The organism is Burkholderia thailandensis E264 (assembly GCF_000012365.1).
Lineage (GTDB): Bacteria > Pseudomonadota > Gammaproteobacteria > Burkholderiales > Burkholderiaceae > Burkholderia > Burkholderia thailandensis.
Genome location: NC_007651.1, coordinates 1355030 through 1378746 on the forward strand (window position 1 = coordinate 1355030; position 23717 = coordinate 1378746).

Below are 23717 nucleotides of genomic sequence, written 5' to 3' on the forward strand. Positions count from 1 at the left end.
ATGGCGTTCGGCGGACTCGATCACCAGCATACGTCGCAGCCGATGGCGGACATCAACATGACGCCGCTCATCGACGTGATGCTCGTGCTGCTCGTCATCTTCATCCTCACCGCGCCGCTCTTGACGCACGCGATCCGGCTCGATTTGCCGAAGGTCGCGGCGGCGCCCGCGCGCGAGACGCCGGAGACGATCACGGTGTCGATCGACGCGGCGGGCAAGCTGTACTGGAACGACGCGCCCGTCGCTCTCGATGCGCTCGCCGCGCGGCTGCGTGACGCGGCGGCAAACGGCAAGGACCCGGAGCTGCATCTGCGCGCCGCGCGCGACACCCGCTACGACACGATCGCGCAGGTGATGGGCGCGGCGCAGCAGGCGGGCGTCGCGCGGATCGGCTTCGTCACCGACGCGTCGGGAAAGCCCGACGCGTCCGCGAAGCCGCCGGCGCGACCTTCGCCGCCGCGCGCCGCGCAACGCCCGCCGCAGCCGCAGCCGCCGTCGCCGTCGCCGTCGCCGCCCGCGATACCCGCGCCGCGCTGATCGTCGCCCGTGGCCGCGCCAACGGCCGTGCCGGCCGGCGCGGACGGTATAATCGACGTTTTCCCCGCGCCGCCCGCGGCCGCCGGGGAAGCGCGACTTTCGATCCACTCGAGCGCGCGTGCGCTCGGCACCTTGCGTCGCGCGCCGCTCAAAGCCCAGCCCGAACCACACCATGCACGAAAGATACGTACCCGCCGACGTCGAAGCCGCCGCCCAGAGCGACTGGCGCGCAGCCGATGCCTACCGCTCGAAGGAAGACGCGAACCGCAAGAAGTTCTACTGCGTGTCGATGCTGCCTTACCCGTCGGGCAAGCTGCACATGGGTCACGTGCGCAACTACACGATCAACGACGTGATGTACCGCTATCTGCGGATGAACGGCTACAACACGCTGATGCCGATGGGTTGGGACGCGTTCGGGATGCCGGCCGAGAACGCCGCGATGGCCAACGGCGTGCCGCCCGCGCAGTGGACGTACGACAACATCGCGTACATGAAGAAGCAGATGCAGTCGATGGGCCTCGCGATCGACTGGTCGCGCGAGGTCACGACCTGCAAGCCCGACTACTACAAGTGGAACCAGTGGCTGTTCCTGAAGATGCTCGAGAAGGGCATCGCGTACAAGAAGACCGGCACCGTGAACTGGGACCCGGTCGACCAGACCGTGCTCGCGAACGAGCAGGTGATCGACGGGCGCGGCTGGCGCTCGGGCGCGCTCGTCGAGAAGCGCGAGATCCCGATGTACTACATGCGGATCACGCAGTACGCCGATGAACTGCTGAACGATCTCGACGGCCTCGGCTGGCCCGAGCGCGTGAAGATCATGCAGCAGAACTGGATCGGCAAGAGCTTCGGCGTGAACTTCGGCTTCCCGTACGAGCTCGACGGCGAGAAGAAGCTGTTGCGCGTGTTCACGACGCGCGCGGACACGATCATGGGCGTCACGTTCTGCGCGATCGCGGCCGAGCATCCGCTCGCCGCGCGGCTTGCGCAGGACAAGCCGGAACTGCAGGCGTTCATCGACGAATGCAAGCGCGGCGGCGTTGCCGAGGCCGACATCGCGACGATGGAGAAGAAGGGCGTCGCGACGGGTTTTTCGGTGTCGCATCCGCTCACGGGCGCACCGGTCGAGGTGTGGATCGGCAACTACGTGCTGATGAGCTACGGCGAGGGCGCGGTGATGGGCGTGCCGGCGCACGACGAGCGCGACTTCGCGTTCGCGAAGAAGTACGGCCTGCCGATCCGGCAGGTGATTGCCGTGGAGGGCGAGACGTACTCGACCGACGCGTGGCAGGAGTGGTACGGCGACAAGACGCGCGCCGTGTGCGTGAACAGCGGCAAGTACGACGGCCTCGCGTACGACGCGGCCGTCGACGCGATCGCGGCCGACCTGAAGGCGGGCGGCTTCGGCGACAAGCAGATCACGTACCGCTTGCGCGACTGGGGCATTTCCCGCCAGCGCTACTGGGGCACGCCGATTCCGATCATCCACTGCCCGTCGTGCGGCGACGTGCCGGTGCCGGAACAGGACCTGCCCGTCGTGCTGCCGGAAGACCTCGTGCCGGACGGCACGGGCAACCCGCTCGCGAAATCCGACGCGTTCCTGAACTGCGCGTGCCCGAAGTGCGGCGCGGCGGCGAAGCGCGAAACGGACACGATGGACACGTTCGTCGATTCCGCGTGGTACTTCTCGCGCTACGCGGCGCCCGACGCGCAGACGATGGTCGACGCGCGCACCGACTACTGGATGCCGATGGACCAGTACATCGGCGGCATCGAGCACGCGATCCTGCACCTGCTGTACTCGCGCTTCTGGGCGAAGGTGATGCGCGACCTCGGCCTCGTCGCGTTCGGCGAGCCGGCGAAGAACCTGCTCACGCAGGGGATGGTGCTCAACGAGACGTTCTACCGCGAGGACGCGGCGGGCAAGAAGACCTGGTACAACCCGGCCGACGTCACCGTGTCGTTCGACGACAAGGGGCGCCCCGTCGGCGCGGTGCTGAAGGCGGACGGGCAGCCGGTCGTGCTGGGCGGCATCGAGAAGATGTCGAAGTCGAAGAACAACGGCGTCGATCCGCAGATGCTGATCGACCATTACGGCGCCGACACCGCGCGCCTCTTCACGATGTTCGCGGCGCCCCCCGAGCAGCAGCTCGAGTGGTCGGGCGCGGGCGTCGACGGCGCGAGCCGCTTCCTGCGCCGCGTGTGGGCGTTCGGCTTCGCGAACCGCGAAGCGCTCGCCGTGCGCGCGCCGTTCGACGTCGCGCAACTCGCCGAAGCGGACAAGACGCTGCGCCGCGAGATCCACGGCGTGCTGAAGCAGGCCGATTTCGACTACCAGCGCCTGCAGTACAACACGGTCGTGTCGGCCGCGATGAAGATGCTCAACGCGATCGAAGGCGCGAAGGGCGCGACGCCCGCCGTGCTGCGCGAGACCTATGGCGTGCTGCTGCGCGTGCTGTATCCGGTCGTGCCGCACGTCACGTACGAGCTGTGGAAGGCGCTCGGCTACGCGGACGAGTTTGGCCCGCTTCTCGACGCGCCGTGGCCGAAGGTCGACGAGGCCGCGCTCGAGCAGGCCGAGATCGAGCTCGTGCTGCAGATCAACGGCAAGGTGCGCGGCGCGCTGAAGGTGGCGAAGGACGCGAGCCGCGAGGCGATCGAGGCGGCGGCCGTCGCCGACGAGATGTTCGCGAAATTCGCCGAAGGCAAGCCGGCGAAGAAGATCATTGTCGTGCCGGGCCGTCTCGTGAACGTCGTCGTCTGACGGCGCGCGCGGCGGGGCTGGCATGCATCAGCAAGGAGCGAAGGTGATCCGCAGATCGTTTTTGATGCTCGTGGGCAGCGCGGTGCTGTTGTCCGCGTGCGGTTTCAAGCTGCGCGGGCAGCAGGACTACGCGTTCAAGCGCCTGTTCATCGCCGGCGCGCCGCCTGCCGCGGCCGCGCGGCTCACGCGCCTCGTCGAGGCCGGCAGCGATACGAAGATCGTCAAGACGCCCGACGAGGCGGACGCGGTGCTGAACCTCGCGGAATCGCGCGGCCAGGGCACGCTGACGCTCGACCGGTACGGCATGGTGCAGGAATATCAGCTCAACTACTCGCTGAACTACACGCTTCTGGCCAAGGACGGCACAGCGCTGATCCCGCCTTCGGTGATCGCGCTCAATCGCGCGATGACGTACAGCGCGCAGTACACGAACGCGAAGGCGCAGGAAGCCGAGATCCTGTTTAACGACATGCAGAACGACGCGATCGATCAGCTGATGCGCCGCCTCGCGATCGTCCGCACGCTGCATCCGGAGCCGGGCAAGGGCGTGCCGGCCGTTGCGCCGCGCGCGCCGCTGCCGCCGCCGCCGCTGTGATCGCCGCGTTTTTCCTCTCCTCCTCAACGATCGACGCACGAACCGATGCAACTGCGACTTGACGCGCTGGAGCCGCATCTCTCGAAGGGGCTCGCCGGGCTGTACGTCGTCTACGGTGACGAGCCGCTGCTCGCGCAGGAGGCGTGCGACAAGATCCGCGCCGCCGCGCGCGCGGCGGGCTTCACCGAGCGCTCGGTGCACACCGTCGAGCGCGGCTTCGACTGGAGCACGCTGATCGGCGCGAGCCAGGCGATGTCGCTGTTCGGCGAGCGGCAGCTCGTCGAGCTGCGGATTCCGTCCGGCAAGCCGGGCAAGGATGGCGCCGACGCATTGAAGACGCTCGCCGGCGCGGACAACCCGGATGCGCTGATGCTCGTCACGCTGCCGCGGCTCGATTCGGCGACGCAGAAGTCCGCGTGGTTCACGGCGCTCGTGAACGGCGGCGTCGCGCTGAAGGTCGATCCCGTCGAGCGCGCGCAGTTGCCGAACTGGATCGGCCAGCGGCTCGCGCTGCAGGGGCAGCGGGTCGCGCCGGGCGACGACGGGCGGCGCGCGCTCGCGTTCGTCGCCGAGCGTGTCGAGGGCAACCTGCTCGCCGCGCATCAGGAAATCCAGAAGCTCGGCCTGCTGTATCCGGCGGGCACGCTGACGTTCGAGCAGATCCACGACGCGGTGCTGAACGTCGCGCGCTACGACGTGTTCAAGCTCAACGAGGCGATGCTCGCGGGCGACGCCGCGCGGCTTTCGCGGATGATCGACGGCCTGAAGGGCGAGGGCGAGGCGCTCGTGCTCGTGCTGTGGGCGGTCGTCGAGGAGTTGCGCACGCTGCTTCGGATCAAGCGCGGCGTCGCGGCGGGCAAGCCGCTTGCCGTGCTCGTGCGCGAGAACCGCGTATGGGGGGCGCGCGAGCGGCTCGTCGGGCCGGCGCTCGCGCGCGTCTCGGAGGCGGCGCTCGAGCACGCGCTCGCGTTCGCCGCGCGGCTCGACCGGCAGGTCAAGGGGCTTTCCGCCGTATCGCGCGGCGCGGCGCGCGGCGAGCCGCCGCCCGATCCGTGGGACGGCCTGTTCCAGCTCGCGATGACCGTCGCGCGCGCGTCCGGGCCGGCCGGCGACGCACCGCGCCGGCCGGCCTGAGCGCGCTTTCGCGCCGGCGCTTACAATCGGCGTGAACCGGCAGCGCGAGCGCCGACGCGGTGCCCGGCGCCCCCGTTTTCCGACAATCGTTTTTTCGCCGCTCGACGCGGCTTGCATTGCGAGTCTCACGATGGATATCGATCAGTACATGACGGACGTCGGCCGCCGCGCGCGGCGTGCCTCGCGCTCGATCGCGCGCGCGTCCACCGCGGCGAAGAATGCCGCGCTCGAAGCGGTCGCGCGGGCGATCGAGCGCGACGCTGGCGCGCTGAAGGCGGCCAACGCGCGCGACGTCGCGCGCGCGAAGGACAAGGGCCTCGACGCGGCGTTCGTCGATCGCCTGACGCTGTCGGACAAGGCGCTGAAGACGATGGTCGAAGGGCTGCGCCAGGTCGCGACGCTGCCGGACCCGATCGGTGAGATGAGCAACCTCAAGTACCGCCCGAGCGGAATCCAGGTCGGCCAGATGCGCGTGCCGCTCGGCGTGATCGGGATCATCTACGAGTCGCGCCCGAACGTGACGATCGATGCGGCCGCGCTGTGCCTGAAGTCCGGCAATGCGACGATCCTGCGCGGCGGCTCGGAAGCGCTCGAATCGAACACCGCGCTCGCGAAGCTGATCGGCGAAGGGCTCGCCGAGGCGGGGCTGCCGCAGGACACGGTGCAGGTCGTCGAGACGGCCGATCGCGCGGCGGTGGGCAGGCTGATCACGATGACCGAATATGTCGACGTGATCGTGCCGCGCGGCGGCAAGAGCCTGATCGAGCGGCTGATCAACGAGGCGCGCGTGCCGATGATCAAGCACCTCGACGGCATTTGCCACGTGTACGTGGACGACCGCGCGAGCGTGACGAAGGCGCTCACTGTCTGCGACAACGCGAAGACGCATCGCTACGGCACCTGCAACACGATGGAGACGCTGCTCGTCGCGCGCGGGATCGCGCCCGCGGTGCTGTCGCCGCTCGGCCGGCTGTATCGCGAGAAGGGCGTCGAGCTGCGCGTCGACGCCGACGCGCGCGCGGTGCTCGAGGCGGCGGGCGTCGGTCCGCTCGTCGACGCGACCGATGAAGACTGGCGCACCGAATATCTCGCGCCGGTGCTCGCGATCAAGATCGTCGACGGCATCGACGCCGCGATCGAGCACATCAACGAGTACGGCTCGCATCACACCGATGCGATCGTCACCGAGGATCACGACCGCGCGATGCGCTTCCTGCGCGAAGTCGATTCGGCGAGTGTGATGGTGAACGCGTCGACGCGCTTCGCGGACGGCTTCGAATTCGGTCTCGGCGCGGAGATCGGCATCTCGAACGACAAGCTGCATGCGCGCGGCCCGGTCGGGCTCGAAGGGCTCACGTCGCTGAAGTACGTGGTGCTCGGGCACGGCGAAGGGCGTCAGTAACGAAGGGGGAATGATCGATGGCGATGCTCTGGGTCAAGACCTTTCATATCGTGCTGATCGCATCGTGGTTCGCGGGGCTCTTCTATCTGCCGCGCATCTATGTGAACCTCGCGATGGAATCCGATCCCGCCGCGGTCCGGCGGCTGCTCGCGATGGCGCGCAAGCTGTTTCGCTTCATGACGATCATCGCGGTGCCCGCGCTCGCGTGCGGGCTGTGGCTGTGGCTCGTGATCGGCATCGGGCAGGGGCAGGGCTGGGTGCACGCGAAGCTCGCGGTCGTGCTGCTGCTTGTCGTTTATCACGCGTACTGCGGGCATCTGCTGAAGGTGTTCGAGCGCGGCGAGAACCGCCGCTCGGACAAGTGGTACCGCGTGTTCAACGAGCTGCCGGTGCTCGGGATGCTCGCGGCCGTCGCGCTTGCGGTGATCAAGCCGTTTTGAGCGCGGGCGGCGCGCTGGCCGTCGCGGTTTCGGCGTCGGCGGACGCGCTGGTCCGATGACAGAGCCCCGGCCGTTGCGGCCGGGGTTTTTCATTTGGCGTTGCGTGGGCGTACCAGCGGAGCGGGCGGATCGCCCGTTCGGTGCGCGCGGCGGTCGGGCGGTGTCTTGTTTGCGTGTGCGTGTGCGTGTGCGCCCGAATTCCCGGCGCCACAAGCCCAAGGCCTTCGTCGCAATCGGGAATCGCTGTCTTGGTCGCGAATCACGCTCTTCACGCTCGTGGTGATTCCAACCGTTGCTCGAACGCGGCTTGCGCGTCCGGCCGTCTAATCCCTCACGTCTTCGACGTCGCGCGCGATGCGCGTCTTTTCCGATGGATGCTGTCCGCCGGCGGCTTTCGGCGCATCGCCCGTCGCATCCTTCGCCACGTCCTTCCCCGTTTCCTTCCCCGCCTTCGCGTCGATGCCGATCCGCCGCCGCGTGATCGCCTCCTTCGCGCGGCCGAGCCGGTCGACGAGTTCGGGGCCGCGCCGCAGCGCGACGCCCACCGCGAGGATGTCGCCGATCGCGAGATGCGACATCCGCGACGTCATCGGCGAGAACACGTCGGTTTCCTCGGCGACGTTCGACGCGAGGCTCACCGTCGACAGTTGCGCGAGCGGCGAATGGCTGTGCGTGATCGAGATCACCTTCGCGCCGCACGCGAGCGCCGCGCGCGCGGCGTCGACGATGTCGCGCGTGCGCCCCGTGTTCGAGATCGCGACGACGACGTCGTTCGCGCCGAGGAGCGCGGCCGACATCGAGAACGTGTGCGGGTCCGAATACGCGACGCTCGGCACGCCCAGCCGGAAGAACTTGTGCTGGATGTCCTGCGCGGCGATGCCCGAGCCGCCCGCGCCGTAGAACTCGATGCGCGACGCGCGCGTGAGCAGTTCGATCGCGTCGGCGACGCTCGTTGCCGACAGGCTGTTGCGCACCTCGATCAGCGCGCCGATCGTGCGGTCGAACACCTTGCCGATGATGCCCGGCGCGCGCTCGTCGGGCTCGACGTTGCGATACACCGACGCGACGCCCGGCGCGACGCTTTGCGCAAGCCGGATCTTGAACTCGCGAAAGCCGCTGCAGCCGAGCGCCTGGCAAAAGCGCGCGATCGTCGGCTGGCTCACGCCCGCGCGGGCGGCGAGCTCGGTCATCGACAGATCGAGCACCTCGCGCGGCACGGCGAGCACGAAGTCGGCGAGCTTGCGCTCGGACGGGCGGAGCTGGGCGCGAATCGCCTCGATACGGGGGAGCATGGTGCGAAAGGGGGCGTGAAATGGCAGGGCGAACACTAGTATCGCGATTGTTTTGTAGAAAATCTACAAGAATTTTCTAGCGACTGATGCGATGCAGCTTATCGGATGTCAGGGTTAACGCTAAATAATTGTGCCGTATTTGCAGGCTATAACGATGCATCATCGATTGTTTTGCTGCGCTGCGAGATTGCGAGTGTGTAGTTTTTCTACTAAACTCGCGCCGTTCGTCCGACGACACGGACGTCCCCACGATTCCAGCTTGCCGGCCTCGTCCGGCTCATGTGAGGAGCGCCCAGCATGGCCACGCTGCACCCCACTCTTGCGTCCGTCACCGAGCGCGTGATCGCGCGCAGCCGTCCGACCCGCCAAGCCTATCTCGCCCGCATCGACGCCGCGCAAGGGCATTTCCCGGCGCGCGGCGCGCTGTCGTGCGCGAACCTCGCGCACGGCTTCGCGGGCCTCGAAGGCCACGACAAGTTCGCGATCAAGGCGATCCGCGAGCCGAACATCGGCATCGTGTCGGCATACAACGAGATGCTGTCCGCGCATGCGCCGTACAAGAGCTTTCCCGACATCATCAAGGCCGCCGCGCGCGAGCGCGGCGGCGTCGCGCAGTTCGCGGGCGGCGTGCCGGCGATGTGCGACGGCGTCACGCAAGGCAACGCGGGGATGGAGCTGTCGCTGTTCTCGCGCGAGGTGATCTCGATGAGCACGGCCGTTGCGCTCACGCACAACATGTTCGACGCGGCCCTTTGTCTCGGCATCTGCGACAAGATCGTGCCCGGCCTCTTGATCGGCGCGCTGCAGTTCGGCCACCTGCCGACGATCTTCGTGCCGGCCGGCCCGATGACGAGCGGCCTGTCGAACGACGACAAGGCGAAGATCCGCCAGCAGTTCGCGACGGGCCAGGTGGGCCGCGACGCGCTGCTCGAGGCGGAATCGGCCGCATATCACGGCCACGGCACCTGCACGTTCTACGGCACCGCGAACAGCAACCAGATGCTGATGGAGGTGATGGGGCTGCATCTGCCGAGCGCCGCGTTCGTCCATCCGCACACGCCGCTGCGCGACGCGCTGACGGCCGAGGCCGCGCGCCGCGTGCTCGAGCTCACGGCCGAGCGCGGCGAGTACACGCCGATCGGCCACGTGATCGACGAGCGCGCGATCGTAAACGGGATCGTTGCGCTGCTCGCCACGGGCGGCTCGACGAACCACACGCTGCACCTCGTCGCGATCGCGCGCGCCGCGGGCATCCTGATCGACTGGGACGATTTCGACGCGCTGTCGGCCGCGGTGCCGCTCCTCGCGAAGATCTACCCGAACGGCAAGGCCGACGTGAACCATTTCCACGCGGCGGGCGGCATCGCGTTCCTCGTGCGCAACCTGCTCGAAGGCGGCCTGCTGCACGAAGACGTGACGACGGTCGCGGGCAAGGGGCTTGCGCACTACACGAAGGAGCCGCGCCTGATCGACGGCGAGCTGAAGTGGGTCGACGGCGTCGCCGTGAGCGCGGACGACAAGGTGCTGCGGCCGATCGCCGCGCCGTTCCAGCCGGACGGCGGGCTGCGCCTGATGCAAGGCAGGCTCGGGCGCGGCGTGATCAAGATCTCGGCGGTCGCGCCCGAGCACCGCCAGGTGAAGGCTCCCGCCATCGTGTTCGATTCGCAGGAAGCCGTGCAGGCCGCGTTCGACGCGGGCGAACTGAAGCGCGACTTCGTCGCCGTCGTGCGCTTCCAGGGCGCGCGTGCGAACGGGATGCCGGAGCTGCACCGGCTGACGCCGCTCCTCGGCGTGCTGCAGGACCAGGGCTTTCGCGTCGCGCTCGTGACGGACGGCCGGATGTCGGGCGCGTCGGGCAAGGTGCCGGCCGTGATCCACGTGTCGCCCGAGGCGCTGTTGTGCGGCCCGCTCGGCAAGGTGCGCACGGGCGATACGATCGTGATCGACGCGCAAGCGGGCGTGCTCGATGTCGAGATCGACGACGAGGCGTGGGCGGCGCGCGCGGTCGCGCAGCCCGCGCATCAGGCGGAAAACGAAGTCGGCTTCGGCCGTGAGTTGTTCGGCGTGTTCCGCGCGGCGGCCGCGCCGGCGGAGCAGGGCGCGTCGGTGTTCGGCGCGTTGGTGGGCGAAACGGCCCACGTCACCGCATAAGCGAAAAGGAGTTGCATTGATGAAGACGATTGGCGAGATCGTGAAGCTGGGCCCGGTGATTCCGGTGCTCGCGTTCGATTCGGTCGAACAGGGCGAACAGGTGTCGCGCGCGTTGCACGCGGGCGGCGTGAAGGTGCTCGAGATCACGCTGCGCACCGCGGCCGGGCTCGAAGCGATCAAGCGCGCGAGCGAGCTCGCCGATGACATCGTCGTCGGCGTCGGCACGATCACGAAGCCCGAGCAATGCGCGCTCGCGAAGCAGGCGGGCGCGAAGTTCGGCGTGTCGCCCGGCCTCACGAAGCAGATGCACGAGGCGGCCGTCGATGCCGGCTTGCCGCTTCTGCCCGGCGTGATGACGCCGACCGACATCATCGTCGCGCTCGAGCTCGGCTACGAGATCGTGAAGTTCTTCCCCGCGCAGCAGGCGGGCGGCGTGCCGATGCTGCAGGCGTTTCACGGCCCGTTCCCGGCGCTGAAGTTCTGCCCGACGGGCGGCATCACCGCCGAGACCGCGCCGAGCTTCCTCAAGCTGCCGAACGTCGTGTGCGTCGGCGGCTCGTGGCTCACGCCGAAGGCGGCGCTCGCCGCGCAGGACTGGGCCGAGGTCACGCGCCTCGCGCAGGCGGCGAGCGCTCTCGCACGCTGAACGCAGGATCGAGTGGCCGCACGTGGAAAACCTTCGGACGAAACAATCGATCTGGTTGTTTTTCGAGGGTTTTTGCTTATGGAACCGGTTCTATCGCGGCCTGGTAAACAAAAGTAGAATTCAGCGTCCCGACGGGCGGCGAGCCGCCTCGTTTCGGAGACCTGCATAGTCGGACGGCGGCTCGCCGCGTCCGGCCCGATACATCCCAAGGAGGAGTGCTACATGGGGGCTGTCCAAGGCAGCATGCTGCTGATTTACACCGTGGTCGCGATCGCGGTGCTGATCCTGATGATCGCGCGCTACAAGGTCTATCCGTTCCTTGTGCTGATCATCGTGTCGCTCGGTCTCGGCCTCGTGGTCGGCATGCCGATGGACAAGATCGTGAAGTCGTTCGAGGGAGGCACGGGCGGCACGCTCGGCCACATTGCGATCGTCGTCGGCCTCGGCACGATGCTCGGCAAGATGATGGCCGAGTCGGGCGGCGCCGAGCGGATCGCGACCACGCTGATCGACTGGTTCGGCGAGAAGCACATCCACTGGGCGATGATGTTCGTCGCGATCATCGTCGGCCTGCCCGTGTTCTTCGAAGTCGGCTTCGTGCTCCTGATCCCGATCGCGTTCAACGTCGCGAAGCGCACCGGCAAGTCGCTCCTCGTCGTCGGGCTGCCGATGGTCGCGGGCCTGTCGGTCGTGCACGGGCTGATTCCGCCGCACCCGGCGGCGCTCCTCGCCGTGCAGCAGTACGGCGCCGACATCGGCAAGACGATCGCGTACGGCCTCATCGTCGGCGTGCCGACCGCGATCGTCGCGGGGCCGCTCTTCGCGCTCACGATCTCGAAGTTCGTGAAGCTGCCGGAGCACAATCCGCTCGCGTCGCAATTCGTCGAGACGCGCGCGCCGAGCGAGAAGCGCGAGCTGCCGGGCTTCGGCATTACGCTGTTCACGATCCTGCTGCCCGTCGTGCTGATGCTCGTCGGCAGCTGGGCCGATCTCGTGTTCGCGCCGAAGTCGCTGCCGAACAACCTGCTGCGCTTCGCCGGCAATTCGGACGTCGCGCTGCTGATCGCCGTGCTCGTGAGCTTCTTCACGTTCGGCAAGCTGCAAGGCTTTAATCGTGAGCAGATTCAGAAGTTCTGCGGCGATTGCCTCGCGCCGATCGCGGGCATCACGCTGATCGTCGGCGCGGGCGGCGGCTTCGGCGGTATCCTGCGCGACAGCGGCATCTCGCAGCAGATCGTCGCGACCGCGACGCACGCGCATCTGTCGCCGCTCCTGCTCGGCTGGTTCGTCGCGGCGCTGATTCGCCTCGCGACGGGCTCCGCCACGGTGGCGATGACGACCGCGTGCGGGATCGTCGCGCCGATCGCGGCGGCGTCGGGCGTCACGGTGAGGCCGGAGCTGCTCGTGCTCGCGACGGGCTCGGGCTCGCTGATCTTCTCGCACGTGAACGACGGCGGCTTCTGGCTGATCAAGGAGTACTTCGGGATGACCGTGGGCCAGACGTTCAAGACATGGACGCTGCTCGAAACGATCATCTCGGTGCTCGGTCTCACCTTCACGTTGGTGCTGAGCGCGGTTCTGTAACAAGGGGTAGTCAATGATTCTGATCGCAATGGGCGTGTCGGGCGCGGGCAAGTCGCGGATCGGCGAAATGCTCGCGCAACGCCTGTCGTGCAGCTATACCGACGGCGACGCGTTTCACAGCGCCGCCAACAAGGAAAAGATGCACCACGGGATTGCGCTGACCGACGAGGACCGCTGGCCGTGGCTGCGCTCGATTCGCGAGGCCATCGAGGCGAGGCGGCGCGCGGGCGAGACCGCGGTGTTCACGTGCTCGTCGCTCAAGCGCGCGTACCGCGACATCCTGCGCGGCAACGATCGCGACGTGCGCTTCGTCTATCTGAAGGGCTCGTTCGACGTGCTGCGTGAGCGGCTGAAGACGCGCACCGGGCACTTCTTCGATCCGTCGCTGCTGCAAAGCCAGCTCGATACGCTCGAGGAGCCGGGCCCGGACGAGGCGATCGAAGTCAGCATCGAATTGTCGCCCGATGAGATCGTCGAGCGCGTGATGAGCGAGCTCGCCCGCGAGCGGCAGCAACAGCAGCAACAGCAGCAGTGACGCCGCGCGGCCGCGACGCGGCCGCCGCCGATCGCCGCGCTGTGGCGGCAAAAAGAAAGGCGCCCTGCGAACTGCAGGGCGCCTTTCTTCATCGTGTCGACGACGCGCGTTACGCGATGCGTTTCGCGAGCTCGGCCGCCTTGCCGATGTACGACGCGGGCGTCATCGCGAGCAGGCGCGCCTTCGCGTCCTCGGGAATCGCGAGCGTGCCGATGAACTGCTGCAGCGCCTCGCGCGTGATGCCCTTGCCGCGCGTCAGTTCCTTCAACTGCTCGTACGGGTTCTCGATGCCGTAGCGGCGCATCACCGTCTGCACCGGCTCGGCGAGCACTTCCCAGCAGTTGTCGAGATCTTCGTTCAGGCGCTGCGGGTTCACCTCGAGCTTGTCGAGGCCGCGGATCAGCGAGTCGTACGCGAGCAGCGAGTAGCCGAGCGCGACGCCCATGTTGCGCAGCACCGTCGAATCGGTGAGATCGCGCTGCCAGCGCGACACCGGCAGCTTGTCGGCGAGGTGGCGCAGCGTCGCGTTCGCGAGGCCGAGGTTGCCTTCCGAGTTTTCGAAGTCGATCGGGTTGACCTTGTGCGGCATCGTCGACGAGCCGATTTCGCCCGCCTTCGTCTTCTGCTTGAAGTAGCCGACCGAGATGTAGCCCCACACGTCGCGGTCGAGGTCGAGCAGGATCGTGTTCGCGCGCGCCACGGCGTCGAACAGCTCGGCCATGTAGTCGTGCGGTTCGATCTGGATCGTGTACGGGTTGAACGCGAGCTTCAGGCGGTTCTCGATCACGTCGCGCGAGAACGCTTCCCAGTCGAATTCCGGATAGGCGGACAGGTGAGCGTTGAAGTTGCCGACCGCGCCGTTCATCTTGCCGAGGATCTCGACCTTCTCGATGCGCTCGATCGCGCGCGCAAGGCGCGCCGCGACGTTCGCGATTTCCTTGCCGAGCGTCGTCGGGCTGGCCGGTTGGCCGTGCGTGCGCGAGAGCATCGGTTGCCCGGCGTGCGCGTGCGCGAGCGCGACGAGGCGGCCGTGCACCGTGCGCAGCGCGGGCAGGATCACGTGCTGGCGCGCGCCGGCAAGCATCATTCCGTGCGACGTGTTGTTGATGTCTTCCGACGTGCACGCGAAGTGGATGAATTCGCTCGCGCGCTCGAGTTCGGTCTGGCCCTTGACGGATTCCTTCAGCCAGTACTCGACGGCTTTCACGTCGTGGTTCGTCACGCGCTCGATTTCCTTGATGCGTGCGGCGTCGTGCGCGGTGAAGCGCTCGACGAGCTGCAGCAGGAACTGTTCGGCGGCTTCGGAGAAGCGCGGCACTTCGGCGAAGCCGGCGCGCGACAGCGCGATCAGCCAGTGCACCTCGACGGTGACGCGGTGGCGCATGAAGGCGGCTTCGGAGAGCCAGTCGCGCAGCGCTTCGGTCTTGCTGGCGTAGCGGCCGTCGATCGGCGAAAGCGCGGTGAGGGCGAAAAGGGTATCGGGACGGGTGTCGGACATGATCGGGCTTGAGGCTCGCGGCCGCGGTTCGAACGTGAAGGGGAGAACCGCGAATTTTACCATCGGCGCGCGGCCGCCCGGCCGCCGCGCGCCGTTGCCGGAAAATCTCAGTCGCCGACGCGCGCCGCGCCGCCGATCGGCATCCCGGTGCCCGAGGCCGGCTCGGCCGCGGCGAGCTCGGGCGCGGCCCAGCGCAGCCACTGTGCGCGCAGCATCGCGAGCGCGACGAGCGCGCAGGTCGCGAGCGCGCCGAACGTCGCGAAGCCGAGCTGGTAGCTGCCCGTGCTTTCCTTCGCGATGCCCATCACGACGGGCAGATAGAAGCCGCCGATGCCGCCCGCCGCGCCGACGATGCCGGACAGCAGGCCCGTCTTGCCTTTCCAGCGGTGCGGGACGAGCTGGAACGTCGAGCCGTTGCCGAGGCCGAACGCGACGTACAGGCACACGAGGAGCGCGATGCCGCCCGCGAGCGGCGGCATCACGGCCGCGAACGCGAAGTCTGCCGCGGCGATCGCGGCGAGGATCACCATCAGCGCGCGCACGCCGGTGATGCGGTCGGCGAGGTGGCCGCCGAACGGGCGCACGATCGCGCCGAGGAACGCGAGCAGCGACATGAAGAGGCCCGCTTCGATCTTCGGCATCTGATAGAGCGTCGTCAGAAGCAGCGTCACGTAAGACGACATGCCGACGAAGCCGCCAAACGTGATGCTGTAGATCAGCATGATGACCCACGTGTCGCGCTCCGCGAGCACTGCGCGATAGCGGCCGGGGAGCACGGCGATCGCGAGGAGCGCGCCCATGACGGGCAGCAGCAGCACGCCTGTCTTGCCCGTGCCGAACACGCCCGCATGCACGGCGAGCACGAGCGCGACGAGACCGGCAAGTGTGAGCGCGAACGCGCCGAACGCACGCTTCGCGCTGCCCGATTTCTCGCCGCGGTCGTCGGCCCACGCGAAGAGCGCGAAGCCCGCGATCGCGAGGAGCGGCAGCGCGGCGGCCGTCGAGAACTTCCAGCCGAGCGCGGCCGCGATGTGCGGGAACATGAAGCCGTCGAGCACTGCGCCGATGTTGCCCGCGGCGGCGAGGCCGAGCACGAGGCCCTGCACCTTCGGCGGATAGCTGCTGCCCGCCATCGGCAGCGCGACTGCGAAGCTCGCGCCGCCGATCCCGAGGAACACGCCGAGTACGAGGAGCAGGGTGTATGACGGCGTGCCGGGCACGAACGGCAGCACGGCGGCGGGCAGCGCGGACAGCAGCACGCCCATCAGCGCGATGCGCCGGCCGTCGGCGGACTGATAGAGGTTGCCGAGCGTCACGCGCAGGATGGCCGCCGCGAGCACGGGCACCGCGACGAGGAAGCCCTGTTGCGCGGCCGTCATCGTGATGTCCTTGCTGATGAACGGCGCGAGCGGGCCGTACAGCACCCAGACGGTGAAGCCCGTATCGAAGTAGAGGAAGCACGCGAGAAGCGAGCGCCAGTTGCCGCTTCGAAGGGAGGTGCGCAGAGTATCCATCGGTGAAGCCTCACGTATGCCGGTCGACGGCGGATGGTGGGAAAGAGGCGAGCCGCTCCGCGCTGCGCGGGACGGCCGGTGCGCTGTTCCGCAAGCTTCATGCCAATGGCGTGCATGTATTTGCTCCCAACGACGCGAACGCACGCCGGGCAAGGCAGGCGGGAAAGGCGGCGCAAGCGATGAAAGCGGCGGGTGACGGGCGGGCGCGCGGCGGCGCGGCGCTCGCGCGCACCGGCGGCAGGCGCGCGCGAGCGCCGCGCGGCACTGCGCCTGTGCGTGCGCGCGGCATTGGTGCGGTGCGCAAATGTGTGAAGAATCAAGCGTAGGGTATGGCGAGGCGCCCGCGGCCCCGGGCCGTTTGCCGACGCGTGCGCCACAGGGGGGGCTTCGGCCCGTGCGCGCCCATGCGTCCATGCGCCGACGCTCCGACGCTCCGACGCGCCGGGCGATCTGCGCCACCGACCGTTAAAATGCGTGATTCTTCCCTCGCACTCGCTTTGCGCAGCAAAGGCACGCATGGAACTCAAATGGCTCGAAGACTTCGTGTCGCTCGCGGAAACGCGCAGCTTCAGCCGCTCGGCCGAGCTTCGGCACGTGTCGCAACCCGCGTTTTCGCGCCGGATCCAGGCGCTCGAAGCGTGGCTCGCGACCGAGCTGATCGATCGCTCGGTGTACCCGACCCGTCTCACGCAGGCGGGCCAGGTGTTCTACGAGCAGGCGCTCGTGATGCTGTCGCAGGCGCACGAGGCGCGCACGCTGCTGCGCGGCCACGTTGGCGCGCCCGTGCCGACGATCGAATTCGCGGTGCCGCACACGCTGTCGCTCACGTACTTCCCGCGCTGGCTGCAGCGGATCGAGGCGAAGATGGGGCAGGTGCATACCCGGCTGCGTGCGCTGAACGTGCATGATGCGGTGCTCTCGCTGGTCGAGGGCGGCTGCGACCTCGTGATGGGCTATCACCATCCGAGCCATCCCGTCGCGCTCGATCCGGCCCGCTACGACATGCTGACGCTCGGCGCGGAGCCGATCAGCCCGTTCTCGGCGCCCGGCCGCGGCGGCCGCGCGCGCTATGCGCTGCCCGGCACGGCCGATGCGCCCGTGCCGTATCTGTCGTACACGCCCAATGCGTACCTCGGCCGGATGACCGAGGTGATCATCGCGAACGCGCGCGCGCCGCTCTTTCTCGACAAGGTCTACGAGACCGACATGGCCGAGGCGCTGAAGGCGATGGCGCTCGCTGGGCACGGCGTTGCTTTTCTGCCGCACAGCGCGGTCGAGGATGCGCTCGCGGGCGGCCGCCTCGTGAAACTCGGCCGTGCGGTGAAGGGCGCCGCGGAGCCGTTTACGCTGACAATGGAGATCCGCCTGTACCGGGACAAGCTCGCGGTGCAGGGCGACGAGCCGCGGCAAAAACTCGTGCGCGCGCTGTGGGATGTCGTGCGCGAGGAACTGGGCGCGGCCGCCTGACAGTCGCTGCGGCCCCGGCCATGCCATGGCCCTGACGCCCAGCACGGTTCGCCCGTGCGGCTTTTCGGCGGGGGGCGGCAATCGCTACATCGGGCCGCATCGTCTGCGCGGCGCTTGCCCGCACCGGCCCGTTCGGCCCGCGCGGCGCCCGCGCACGAAAGCTGCTCGGCGCAATCGCATCGGGATTGCAGCGGTTCGCACGGCGAACGCACGGTTTTTCGCGCAAAAGCCCGATCATGCACGAAACGCATAATCGAATAAGCAAACGGCATTGGATTTCGAAATTCGCTTTTTCGACAATGTGCGCATTCTTCGACCGTTGGAGATTCCATGTCTTCGCAATCGCAGTCCCCGTCCGTCGCGCAGTCCATTCCGTCGTACCTGCACGCGGACGATCTCGGCCCCTGGGGCAACTACCTGCAGCAAGTCGATCGCGTCGCGCCGTACCTCGGCTCCCTGTCGCGCTGGATCGAGACGCTGAAGCGCCCGAAGCGCATCCTGATCGTCGATGTGCCGATCGAGCTGGACAACGGCACCGTTGCGCATTTCGAGGGCTATCGCGTGCAGCACAACGTGTCGCGCGGCCCGGGCAAGGGCGGCGTGCGTTACCACCAGGACGTGACGCTGTCCGAGGTGATGGCGCTGTCCGCCTGGATGTCGGTGAAGAACGCGGCCGTGAACGTGCCGTACGGCGGCGCGAAGGGCGGCATCCGCGTCGATCCGCGCAAGCTCTCACGTGGCGAGCTCGAGCGCGTAACGCGTCGCTACACCAGCGAAATCGGCATCATCATCGGCCCGAACACCGATATTCCCGCGCCTGACGTCAACACGAACGAGCAGATCATGGCGTGGATGATGGACACTTACTCGATGAACCAGGGCCAGACGGCCACGGGCGTCGTGACCGGCAAGCCGATCTCGCTCGGCGGCTCGCTCGGCCGCAAGGAAGCGACTGGCCGCGGCGTGTTCGTCGTCGGCTGCGAGGCGGCGAAGAAGAAGGGTGTCGAGATCGAAGGCGCGCGCATCGCGGTGCAGGGTTTCGGCAACGTCGGCGGGATCGCCGCGAAGCTGTTCCAGGAAGCGGGCGCGAAGGTGATCGCGGTGCAGGATCACACGGGCACGATCCACCAGCCGGCTGGCGTCGACACGGCCAAGCTGCTCGACCACGTCGGCCGCACGGGCGGCGTCGCGGGCTTCGAAGGCGCGGAACCGATGCCGAACGACGAGTTCTGGACCGTCGAGACCGAGATCCTGATTCCGGCCGCGCTGGAAAACCAGATCACCGAGAAGAACGCGTCGAAGATCCGCACGAAGATCATCGTCGAAGGCGCGAACGGCCCGACGACGACGGCCGCGGACGACATCCTGAGCGCGAACGGCGTGCTCGTGATCCCCGACGTGATCGCGAACGCGGGCGGCGTGACCGTGTCGTACTTCGAGTGGGTGCAGGATTTCTCGAGCTTCTTCTGGACCGAAGACGAGATCAACCACCGTCTCGAGCGCGTGATGCGCGAGGCGTTTGCCGGCGTGTGGGCGGTGGCCGAAGAGCACAAGGTGTCGGTGCGCACGGCGGCGTTCATCGTCGCGTGCAAACGCATCCTGATGGCGCGCGAAATGCGCGGTCTGTACCCCTGATCGACGGGTTGGAGCGATCGGCGACGCGCAGGTTGGAGGCCGCGTCGTGATTCACTCGCGGGCGGCACCGGCTCCGGTGCCGCCCGCGTGCGCATCCGGGCGCCGAACGCAGGTCGAAACACGCCTGCCGCCCGGACAGGAGTGTGGTTAACTACCATTACTTTCATAAAAATTACTTTGATAAACTGGCGCGGGTTTTCGCCAAGGAGATGACAACGATGATGAAATTCCCGAAAGCAATGCTGATGGTCGCGGCGCTGAGCACTTTCGCCGGCGGCGCCATCGCCCAGGAAACGGGCACGCTGAAAAAAATCAAGGACACGGGCGTGATTGCGCTGGGGCACCGCGAATCGTCGATTCCGTTCTCGTACTATGACCAGAATCAGCAGGTCGTCGGCTATTCGCGCGACTTCCAGATGAAGGTCGTCGACGCGGTCAAGAAGAAGCTGAATCTGCCCAACCTGCAGGTGAAGAACATTCCGGTGACGTCGCAGAACCGGATTCCGCTCGTGCAGAACGGCACGGTCGACATCGAGTGCGGTTCGACGACGAACAATCTCGATCGCCAGAAGCAAGCGGCGTTCTCGGACACGATCTTCGTGATCGGCACGCGCCTCATGACGAAGAAGGATTCGGGCATCAAGGATTTCGCCGACCTGAAGGGCAAGACCGTCGTCACGACGGCGGGCACGACGTCCGAGCGGTTGTTGCGCGAAATGAACAACAAGAACCAGATGGGGATGAGCATCATCAGCGCGAAGGACCACGGCGAGTCGTTCCAGACGCTCGAGACGGGCCGCGCGGTCGCGTTCATGATGGACGACGCGCTGCTCGCGGGCGAGCGCGCGAAGGCGAAGCAGCCGGGCGAGTGGGTGATCGTCGGCAAGCCGCAGTCTCAGGAAGCGTACGGCTGCATGATGCGCAAGGACGATCCGGCGTTCAAGAAGGTGGTCGACGACGCGATCGCGCAGGTCGAGAAGTCGGGCGAAGCCGCGAAGATCTATTCGAAGTGGTTCGAGAATCCGATTCCGCCGAAGGGCCTGAATCTGAACTTCCCGCTCTCCGACGAGATGAAGAAGCTCTACGCGAACCCGAACGACAAGGCGCTCGACTGAGCGGACGGCCGTTCGAGCTAACACGCGCTGACGAAACGGAAGAGGCCCGGCTTCTTCCGTTTCTTTTTGTTGGAGTCTGGCTATGTCTTACCACTGGAACTGGGGCATCTTCCTGAGCCCCGTTTCGACGGGCGAACCCACCACCTATCTCGGCTGGCTGATGTCGGGATTCTGGGTGACGGTCAAGGTGTCGCTCGCCGCGTGGGTGATCGCGCTCGTCGTCGGCTCGCTGTTCGGGGTGCTGCGCACCGTGCCGAACAAATGGCTTTCGGCGATCGGGACGGTCTACGTATCGATCTTCCGCAACATTCCGCTCATCGTGCAGTTCTTCGTCTGGTACCTCGTCGTGCCCGAACTGCTGCCCGTGTCGATCGGCACCTGGATCAAGCAGTTGCCGCCCGGCACGCAATTCTTCACCGCGTCGATCGTCTGTCTCGGCCTCTTCACGGGCGCGCGCGTCTGCGAGCAGGTGCGCTCCGGCATCAACGCGTTGCCGAAGGGCCAGCGCGCGGCCGGCCTCGCGATGGGCTTCACGCAATGGCAGACGTACCGCTACGTGCTCCTGCCCGTCGCGTACCGGATCATCGTGCCGCCGCTCACGTCCGAATTCCTGAACATCTTCAAGAACTCGGCCGTCGCGTCGACGATCGGTCTGCTCGACCTGTCCGCGCAGGCGCGGCAGCTCGTCGACTACACCGCGCAGACCTACGAGTCGTTCATCGCGGTCACGCTCGCGTACGTGGTCATCAACCTGATCGTGATGGCGTTCATGCGCTGGGTCGAGAGCAAGTCCCGGCTGCCCGGCTACATCGGAGGCAAGTGATGCATCAGTTCGACTGGAGTAGTATCCCCGGCTCGCTGCCGACGCTCTGGACGGGCGCGATCGTCACGTTCAAGATCACGCTGCTCGCGATCGTGGTCGGGATCGTCTGGGGCACGCTGCTTGCGCTGATGCGCCTGTCCGGCGTGAAGCCGCTCGCGTGGTTCGCGCAGGGCTACGTCACCGTGTTCCGCTCGATTCCGCTCGTGATGGTGCTGCTGTGGTTCTTCCTGATCGTGCCGCAGTTGCTGCAGGGCGTGCTCGGGCTGTCGCCGACGATCGACATCCGGCTCGCGTCGGCGATGGTCGCTTTCTCGCTGTTCGAAGCCGCGTATTATTCGGAGATCATCCGGGCGGGCATCCAGGCGGTACCGCGCGGGCAGGTGAACGCCGCGTTCGCGCTCGGCATGAACTATGCGCAGGCGATGCGCCTCGTGATCCTGCCGCAGGCGTTCCGCGCCATGGTGCCGCTGCTGCTCACGCAGGCGATCGTGCTGTTCCAGGATACGTCGCTCGTCTACGTGATCAGCCTCGCGGACTTCTTCCGCACGGCCGCGAACATCGGCGATCGCGACGGCACGAGCGTCGAGATGATCCTGTTCGCCGGCGCATGCTATTTCGTCGTGTGCTCGGTCGCATCCGCGTTGGTCAAAGGTCTCCAGAAAAAGGTCACAAGATGATTTCCATTAAGAACGTGTCGAAGTGGTACGGCCAGTTTCAGGTGCTGACGGACTGCACGACGGAAGTGAAGAAGGGCGAAGTGGTGGTCGTGTGCGGGCCGTCGGGCTCGGGCAAGTCGACGCTCATCAAGACCGTGAACGGTCTCGAGCCGTTCCAGCAGGGCGAGATCCTCGTGAACGGGCAGTCGGTGGGCGACAAGAAGACGAACCTGTCGAAGCTGCGCTCGAAGGTCGGGATGGTGTTTCAGCACTTCGAACTGTTTCCGCATCTGTCGATCACGGAGAACCTGACGCTCGCGCAGATCAAGGTGCTCGGCCGCCGCAAGGACGAGGCGACCGAGAAGGGGATGAAGCTGCTCGATCGCGTGGGCCTGAAGGCGCACGCGCACAAGTATCCGGGCCAGTTGTCGGGCGGCCAGCAGCAGCGTGTGGCGATCGCGCGCGCGCTGTCGATGGACCCGATCGCGATGCTGTTCGACGAGCCGACCTCCGCGCTCGATCCCGAGATGATCAACGAGGTGCTCGACGTGATGGTCGAGCTCGCGCAGGAAGGGATGACGATGATGGTCGTCACGCACGAGATGGGCTTCGCGAAGAAGGTTGCCCATCGCGTGATCTTCATGGACAAGGGCTTGATCGTCGAGGACGACCGCAAGGAAGCGTTCTTCGCGAATCCGAAGTCGGATCGTGCGAAGGATTTTCTCGCGAAGATCCTGCATTGATCGCAGGAGCGCCGCCGTGCGGGTGCGCGGCGTCGCCCCTGGTGCGAAGAAGGCCGTCCGGCGTGAGCCGGGCGGCCTTTTTTGTCGATCGCTTGCGCGGCCGGGAACGGCCTTGATCGGCTTCGGCCGGCATTGCGTTGCGCTCAGAGTCGCGGCGGCGCAGGCGCGAGGCGCATGCCCGGCGTGCGGCGCACGCGTTCCCGCTCGCGCAGCGTTCGCGCGGCCGGCAATCGGACGCGCTCAGAAATCGACCGGATCGTCGCCGAGATCGCCGGCCTCGCCGCTCGCCGCGAGCGCGGCCGCCCGGCGCGGCGCCGACGCGGAGGCGTCGAGCGACGGATCGCGCAGCTTCTCGAGCACGGCTTCCGGCACCGGAATGCGCATTGTCGCCGCGACGTCGCCGCACTGGAACATCACGAGTTCGCCCGGCTCGAGCGCGGTCCACACTTCGTCGTCGGTGAGCGGCTGTGTCGCGATCACCGCGACGCGGTCTTCCGGCGTCGTGTACTTCGCGAAGTCGATCGAGATGTCTTCGTCGATCAGGTGCGCGGTCGAGAACGGCCAGCGCCGCACGAGGTAGTGCAGGCGCGTCGAGCAATGCGCGAACAGCGCCTGCCCGTTCGACATCAGGAAGTTGAAGACGCCGTGCCGCGTGATGTCGCGCGTGAGCTCGCCGATCTGCTCGAACAGCTCGGGCAGCGGCGGCTGCGCGCTCGGAAACGCTTCGCGCAGGCCCTGCATCAGCTTGCAGAACGCCTTTTCGCTGTCGGTCGTGCCAACCGGCTGATAGACGCTGCCTTCGAGATCGGGCGAGTATTCGTGCAGATCGCCGTTGTGCGCGAAGATCCAGTGGCGGCCCCACAGCTCCCGCATGAACGGATGGCAGTTCTCGAGCAGGATGTGCCCTTGCGTCGCCTTGCGGATGTGCGCGATCGTGTTCTTCGACTTGATCGGGTAGCGCTTGACCATCTCGGCGATGGGCGACGTCGCGGACGACTGCTGGTCGATGAACAGGCGGCAGGCCTTGTCCTCGAAGAACGCGATGCCCCAGCCGTCGGCATGATGATCGGTGAGCCCGCCGCGGGCCGCGAAGCCGGTAAACGAGAACGTCACGTCCGTCGGTTCGGCGCAGTTCATTCCGAAGAGTTGGCACATATCGCGGGTGCGGCTGAGGCTGGCGGGG

General features: G+C 67.2%; 20 protein-coding genes. 16 read left to right on the top strand and 4 right to left on the bottom strand.

Annotated features, from left to right (window positions below; all coding sequences use genetic code 11):
• The 6 genes from BTH_RS18365 to BTH_RS18390 all read left to right on the top strand — a co-directional run bounded on the left by BTH_RS18365 (window position 1) and on the right by BTH_RS18390 (window position 6875).
• Window positions 1-537 (top strand): ExbD/TolR family protein, encoded by a 537-nt coding sequence (locus BTH_RS18365; RefSeq protein WP_009889055.1) that lies wholly within the window; start codon window positions 1-3, stop codon window positions 535-537.
• 172 nt (window positions 538-709) lie between these two features.
• Window positions 710-3304, top strand: coding sequence for a leucine--tRNA ligase (leuS, locus tag BTH_RS18370; RefSeq protein WP_025369769.1), 2595 nt, complete (start codon window positions 710-712; stop codon window positions 3302-3304).
• 43 nt (window positions 3305-3347) lie between these two features.
• Window positions 3348-3899: an LPS assembly lipoprotein LptE gene (gene lptE, locus BTH_RS18375; RefSeq protein ID WP_025369770.1), complete on the top strand. Its 552-nt coding sequence runs from the start codon at window positions 3348-3350 to the stop codon at window positions 3897-3899.
• Window positions 3900-3944: 45 nt separating this feature from the next.
• On the top strand, window positions 3945-5033 hold the full coding sequence (gene holA, locus BTH_RS18380) for a DNA polymerase III subunit delta (RefSeq protein WP_009889059.1): 1089 nt from the start codon (window positions 3945-3947) through the stop codon (window positions 5031-5033).
• An 85-nt stretch (window positions 5034-5118) separates the two neighbouring features.
• Entirely contained in the window at window positions 5119-6435 is a 1317-nt protein-coding gene (locus BTH_RS18385) for a glutamate-5-semialdehyde dehydrogenase (protein WP_258007037.1), read from the top strand.
• A 17-nt stretch (window positions 6436-6452) separates the two neighbouring features.
• Window positions 6453-6875 carry a CopD family protein gene (locus BTH_RS18390; protein ID WP_009889063.1) on the top strand — a complete coding sequence of 141 codons (423 nt, stop codon included), beginning with the start codon at window positions 6453-6455 and terminating at the stop codon, window positions 6873-6875.
• 323 nt (window positions 6876-7198) lie between these two features.
• Here BTH_RS18390 and BTH_RS18395 read toward each other — a convergent pair whose 3' ends face one another.
• Window positions 7199-8167 carry a MurR/RpiR family transcriptional regulator gene (locus BTH_RS18395; protein ID WP_009889065.1) on the bottom strand — a complete coding sequence of 323 codons (969 nt, stop codon included), beginning with the start codon at window positions 8165-8167 and terminating at the stop codon, window positions 7199-7201.
• A gap of 297 nt (window positions 8168-8464) precedes the next feature.
• Between BTH_RS18395 and edd the strand changes: the two genes are divergently transcribed.
• The 4 genes from edd to BTH_RS18415 all read left to right on the top strand — a co-directional run bounded on the left by edd (window position 8465) and on the right by BTH_RS18415 (window position 13083).
• Complete coding sequence (gene edd, locus BTH_RS18400; RefSeq protein ID WP_009889067.1) at window positions 8465-10318, top strand: phosphogluconate dehydratase; 1854 nt, start codon at window positions 8465-8467, stop codon at window positions 10316-10318.
• A 19-nt stretch (window positions 10319-10337) separates the two neighbouring features.
• The gene (eda, locus tag BTH_RS18405) at window positions 10338-10964 is read left to right on the top strand and encodes a bifunctional 4-hydroxy-2-oxoglutarate aldolase/2-dehydro-3-deoxy-phosphogluconate aldolase (RefSeq protein ID WP_009889068.1); all 627 of its coding nucleotides are present in this window, start codon (window positions 10338-10340) and stop codon (window positions 10962-10964) included.
• Window positions 10965-11186: 222 nt separating this feature from the next.
• On the top strand, window positions 11187-12548 hold the full coding sequence (locus BTH_RS18410) for a GntP family permease (RefSeq protein WP_011401989.1): 1362 nt from the start codon (window positions 11187-11189) through the stop codon (window positions 12546-12548).
• Between the two features lie 13 nt (window positions 12549-12561).
• Window positions 12562-13083: a gluconokinase gene (locus BTH_RS18415; RefSeq protein WP_009889071.1), complete on the top strand. Its 522-nt coding sequence runs from the start codon at window positions 12562-12564 to the stop codon at window positions 13081-13083.
• A gap of 109 nt (window positions 13084-13192) precedes the next feature.
• Here BTH_RS18415 and purB read toward each other — a convergent pair whose 3' ends face one another.
• Complete coding sequence (gene purB / locus BTH_RS18420; protein ID WP_009908754.1) at window positions 13193-14581, bottom strand: adenylosuccinate lyase; 1389 nt, start codon at window positions 14579-14581, stop codon at window positions 13193-13195.
• A gap of 107 nt (window positions 14582-14688) precedes the next feature.
• Window positions 14689-16095 carry an MFS transporter gene (locus tag BTH_RS18425; protein WP_009889076.1) on the bottom strand — a complete coding sequence of 469 codons (1407 nt, stop codon included), beginning with the start codon at window positions 16093-16095 and terminating at the stop codon, window positions 14689-14691.
• A gap of 516 nt (window positions 16096-16611) precedes the next feature.
• Here BTH_RS18425 and BTH_RS18430 point away from each other — a divergent pair.
• From BTH_RS18430 to BTH_RS18455, 6 genes are all read left to right on the top strand, one after another.
• Window positions 16612-17562, top strand: coding sequence for a LysR substrate-binding domain-containing protein (locus tag BTH_RS18430; RefSeq protein ID WP_009889077.1), 951 nt, complete (start codon window positions 16612-16614; stop codon window positions 17560-17562).
• Window positions 17563-17892: 330 nt separating this feature from the next.
• Window positions 17893-19197, top strand: coding sequence for a Glu/Leu/Phe/Val family dehydrogenase (locus BTH_RS18435; RefSeq protein WP_009903968.1), 1305 nt, complete (start codon window positions 17893-17895; stop codon window positions 19195-19197).
• A 221-nt stretch (window positions 19198-19418) separates the two neighbouring features.
• Window positions 19419-20312: a glutamate/aspartate ABC transporter substrate-binding protein gene (locus tag BTH_RS18440; RefSeq protein ID WP_009889082.1), complete on the top strand. Its 894-nt coding sequence runs from the start codon at window positions 19419-19421 to the stop codon at window positions 20310-20312.
• A gap of 82 nt (window positions 20313-20394) precedes the next feature.
• Window positions 20395-21135 (top strand): amino acid ABC transporter permease, encoded by a 741-nt coding sequence (locus tag BTH_RS18445; protein ID WP_009889083.1) that lies wholly within the window; start codon window positions 20395-20397, stop codon window positions 21133-21135.
• Window positions 21135-21812 carry a glutamate/aspartate ABC transporter permease GltK gene (gltK, locus tag BTH_RS18450; protein ID WP_009889084.1) on the top strand — a complete coding sequence of 226 codons (678 nt, stop codon included), beginning with the start codon at window positions 21135-21137 and terminating at the stop codon, window positions 21810-21812. The genes BTH_RS18445 and gltK overlap by 1 nt, the downstream gene beginning before the upstream one ends.
• The gene (locus BTH_RS18455; RefSeq protein ID WP_009889086.1) at window positions 21809-22534 is read left to right on the top strand and encodes an amino acid ABC transporter ATP-binding protein; all 726 of its coding nucleotides are present in this window, start codon (window positions 21809-21811) and stop codon (window positions 22532-22534) included. Before gltK ends, BTH_RS18455 begins: the two co-directional genes overlap by 4 nt.
• A 240-nt stretch (window positions 22535-22774) precedes the next feature.
• On the opposite strand, the gene BTH_RS18460 is transcribed toward BTH_RS18455, so the two are convergent.
• Window positions 22775-23689, bottom strand: coding sequence for a class II glutamine amidotransferase (locus tag BTH_RS18460; protein ID WP_019255597.1), 915 nt, complete (start codon window positions 23687-23689; stop codon window positions 22775-22777).
• Window positions 23690-23717: the final 28 nt, after the last annotated feature.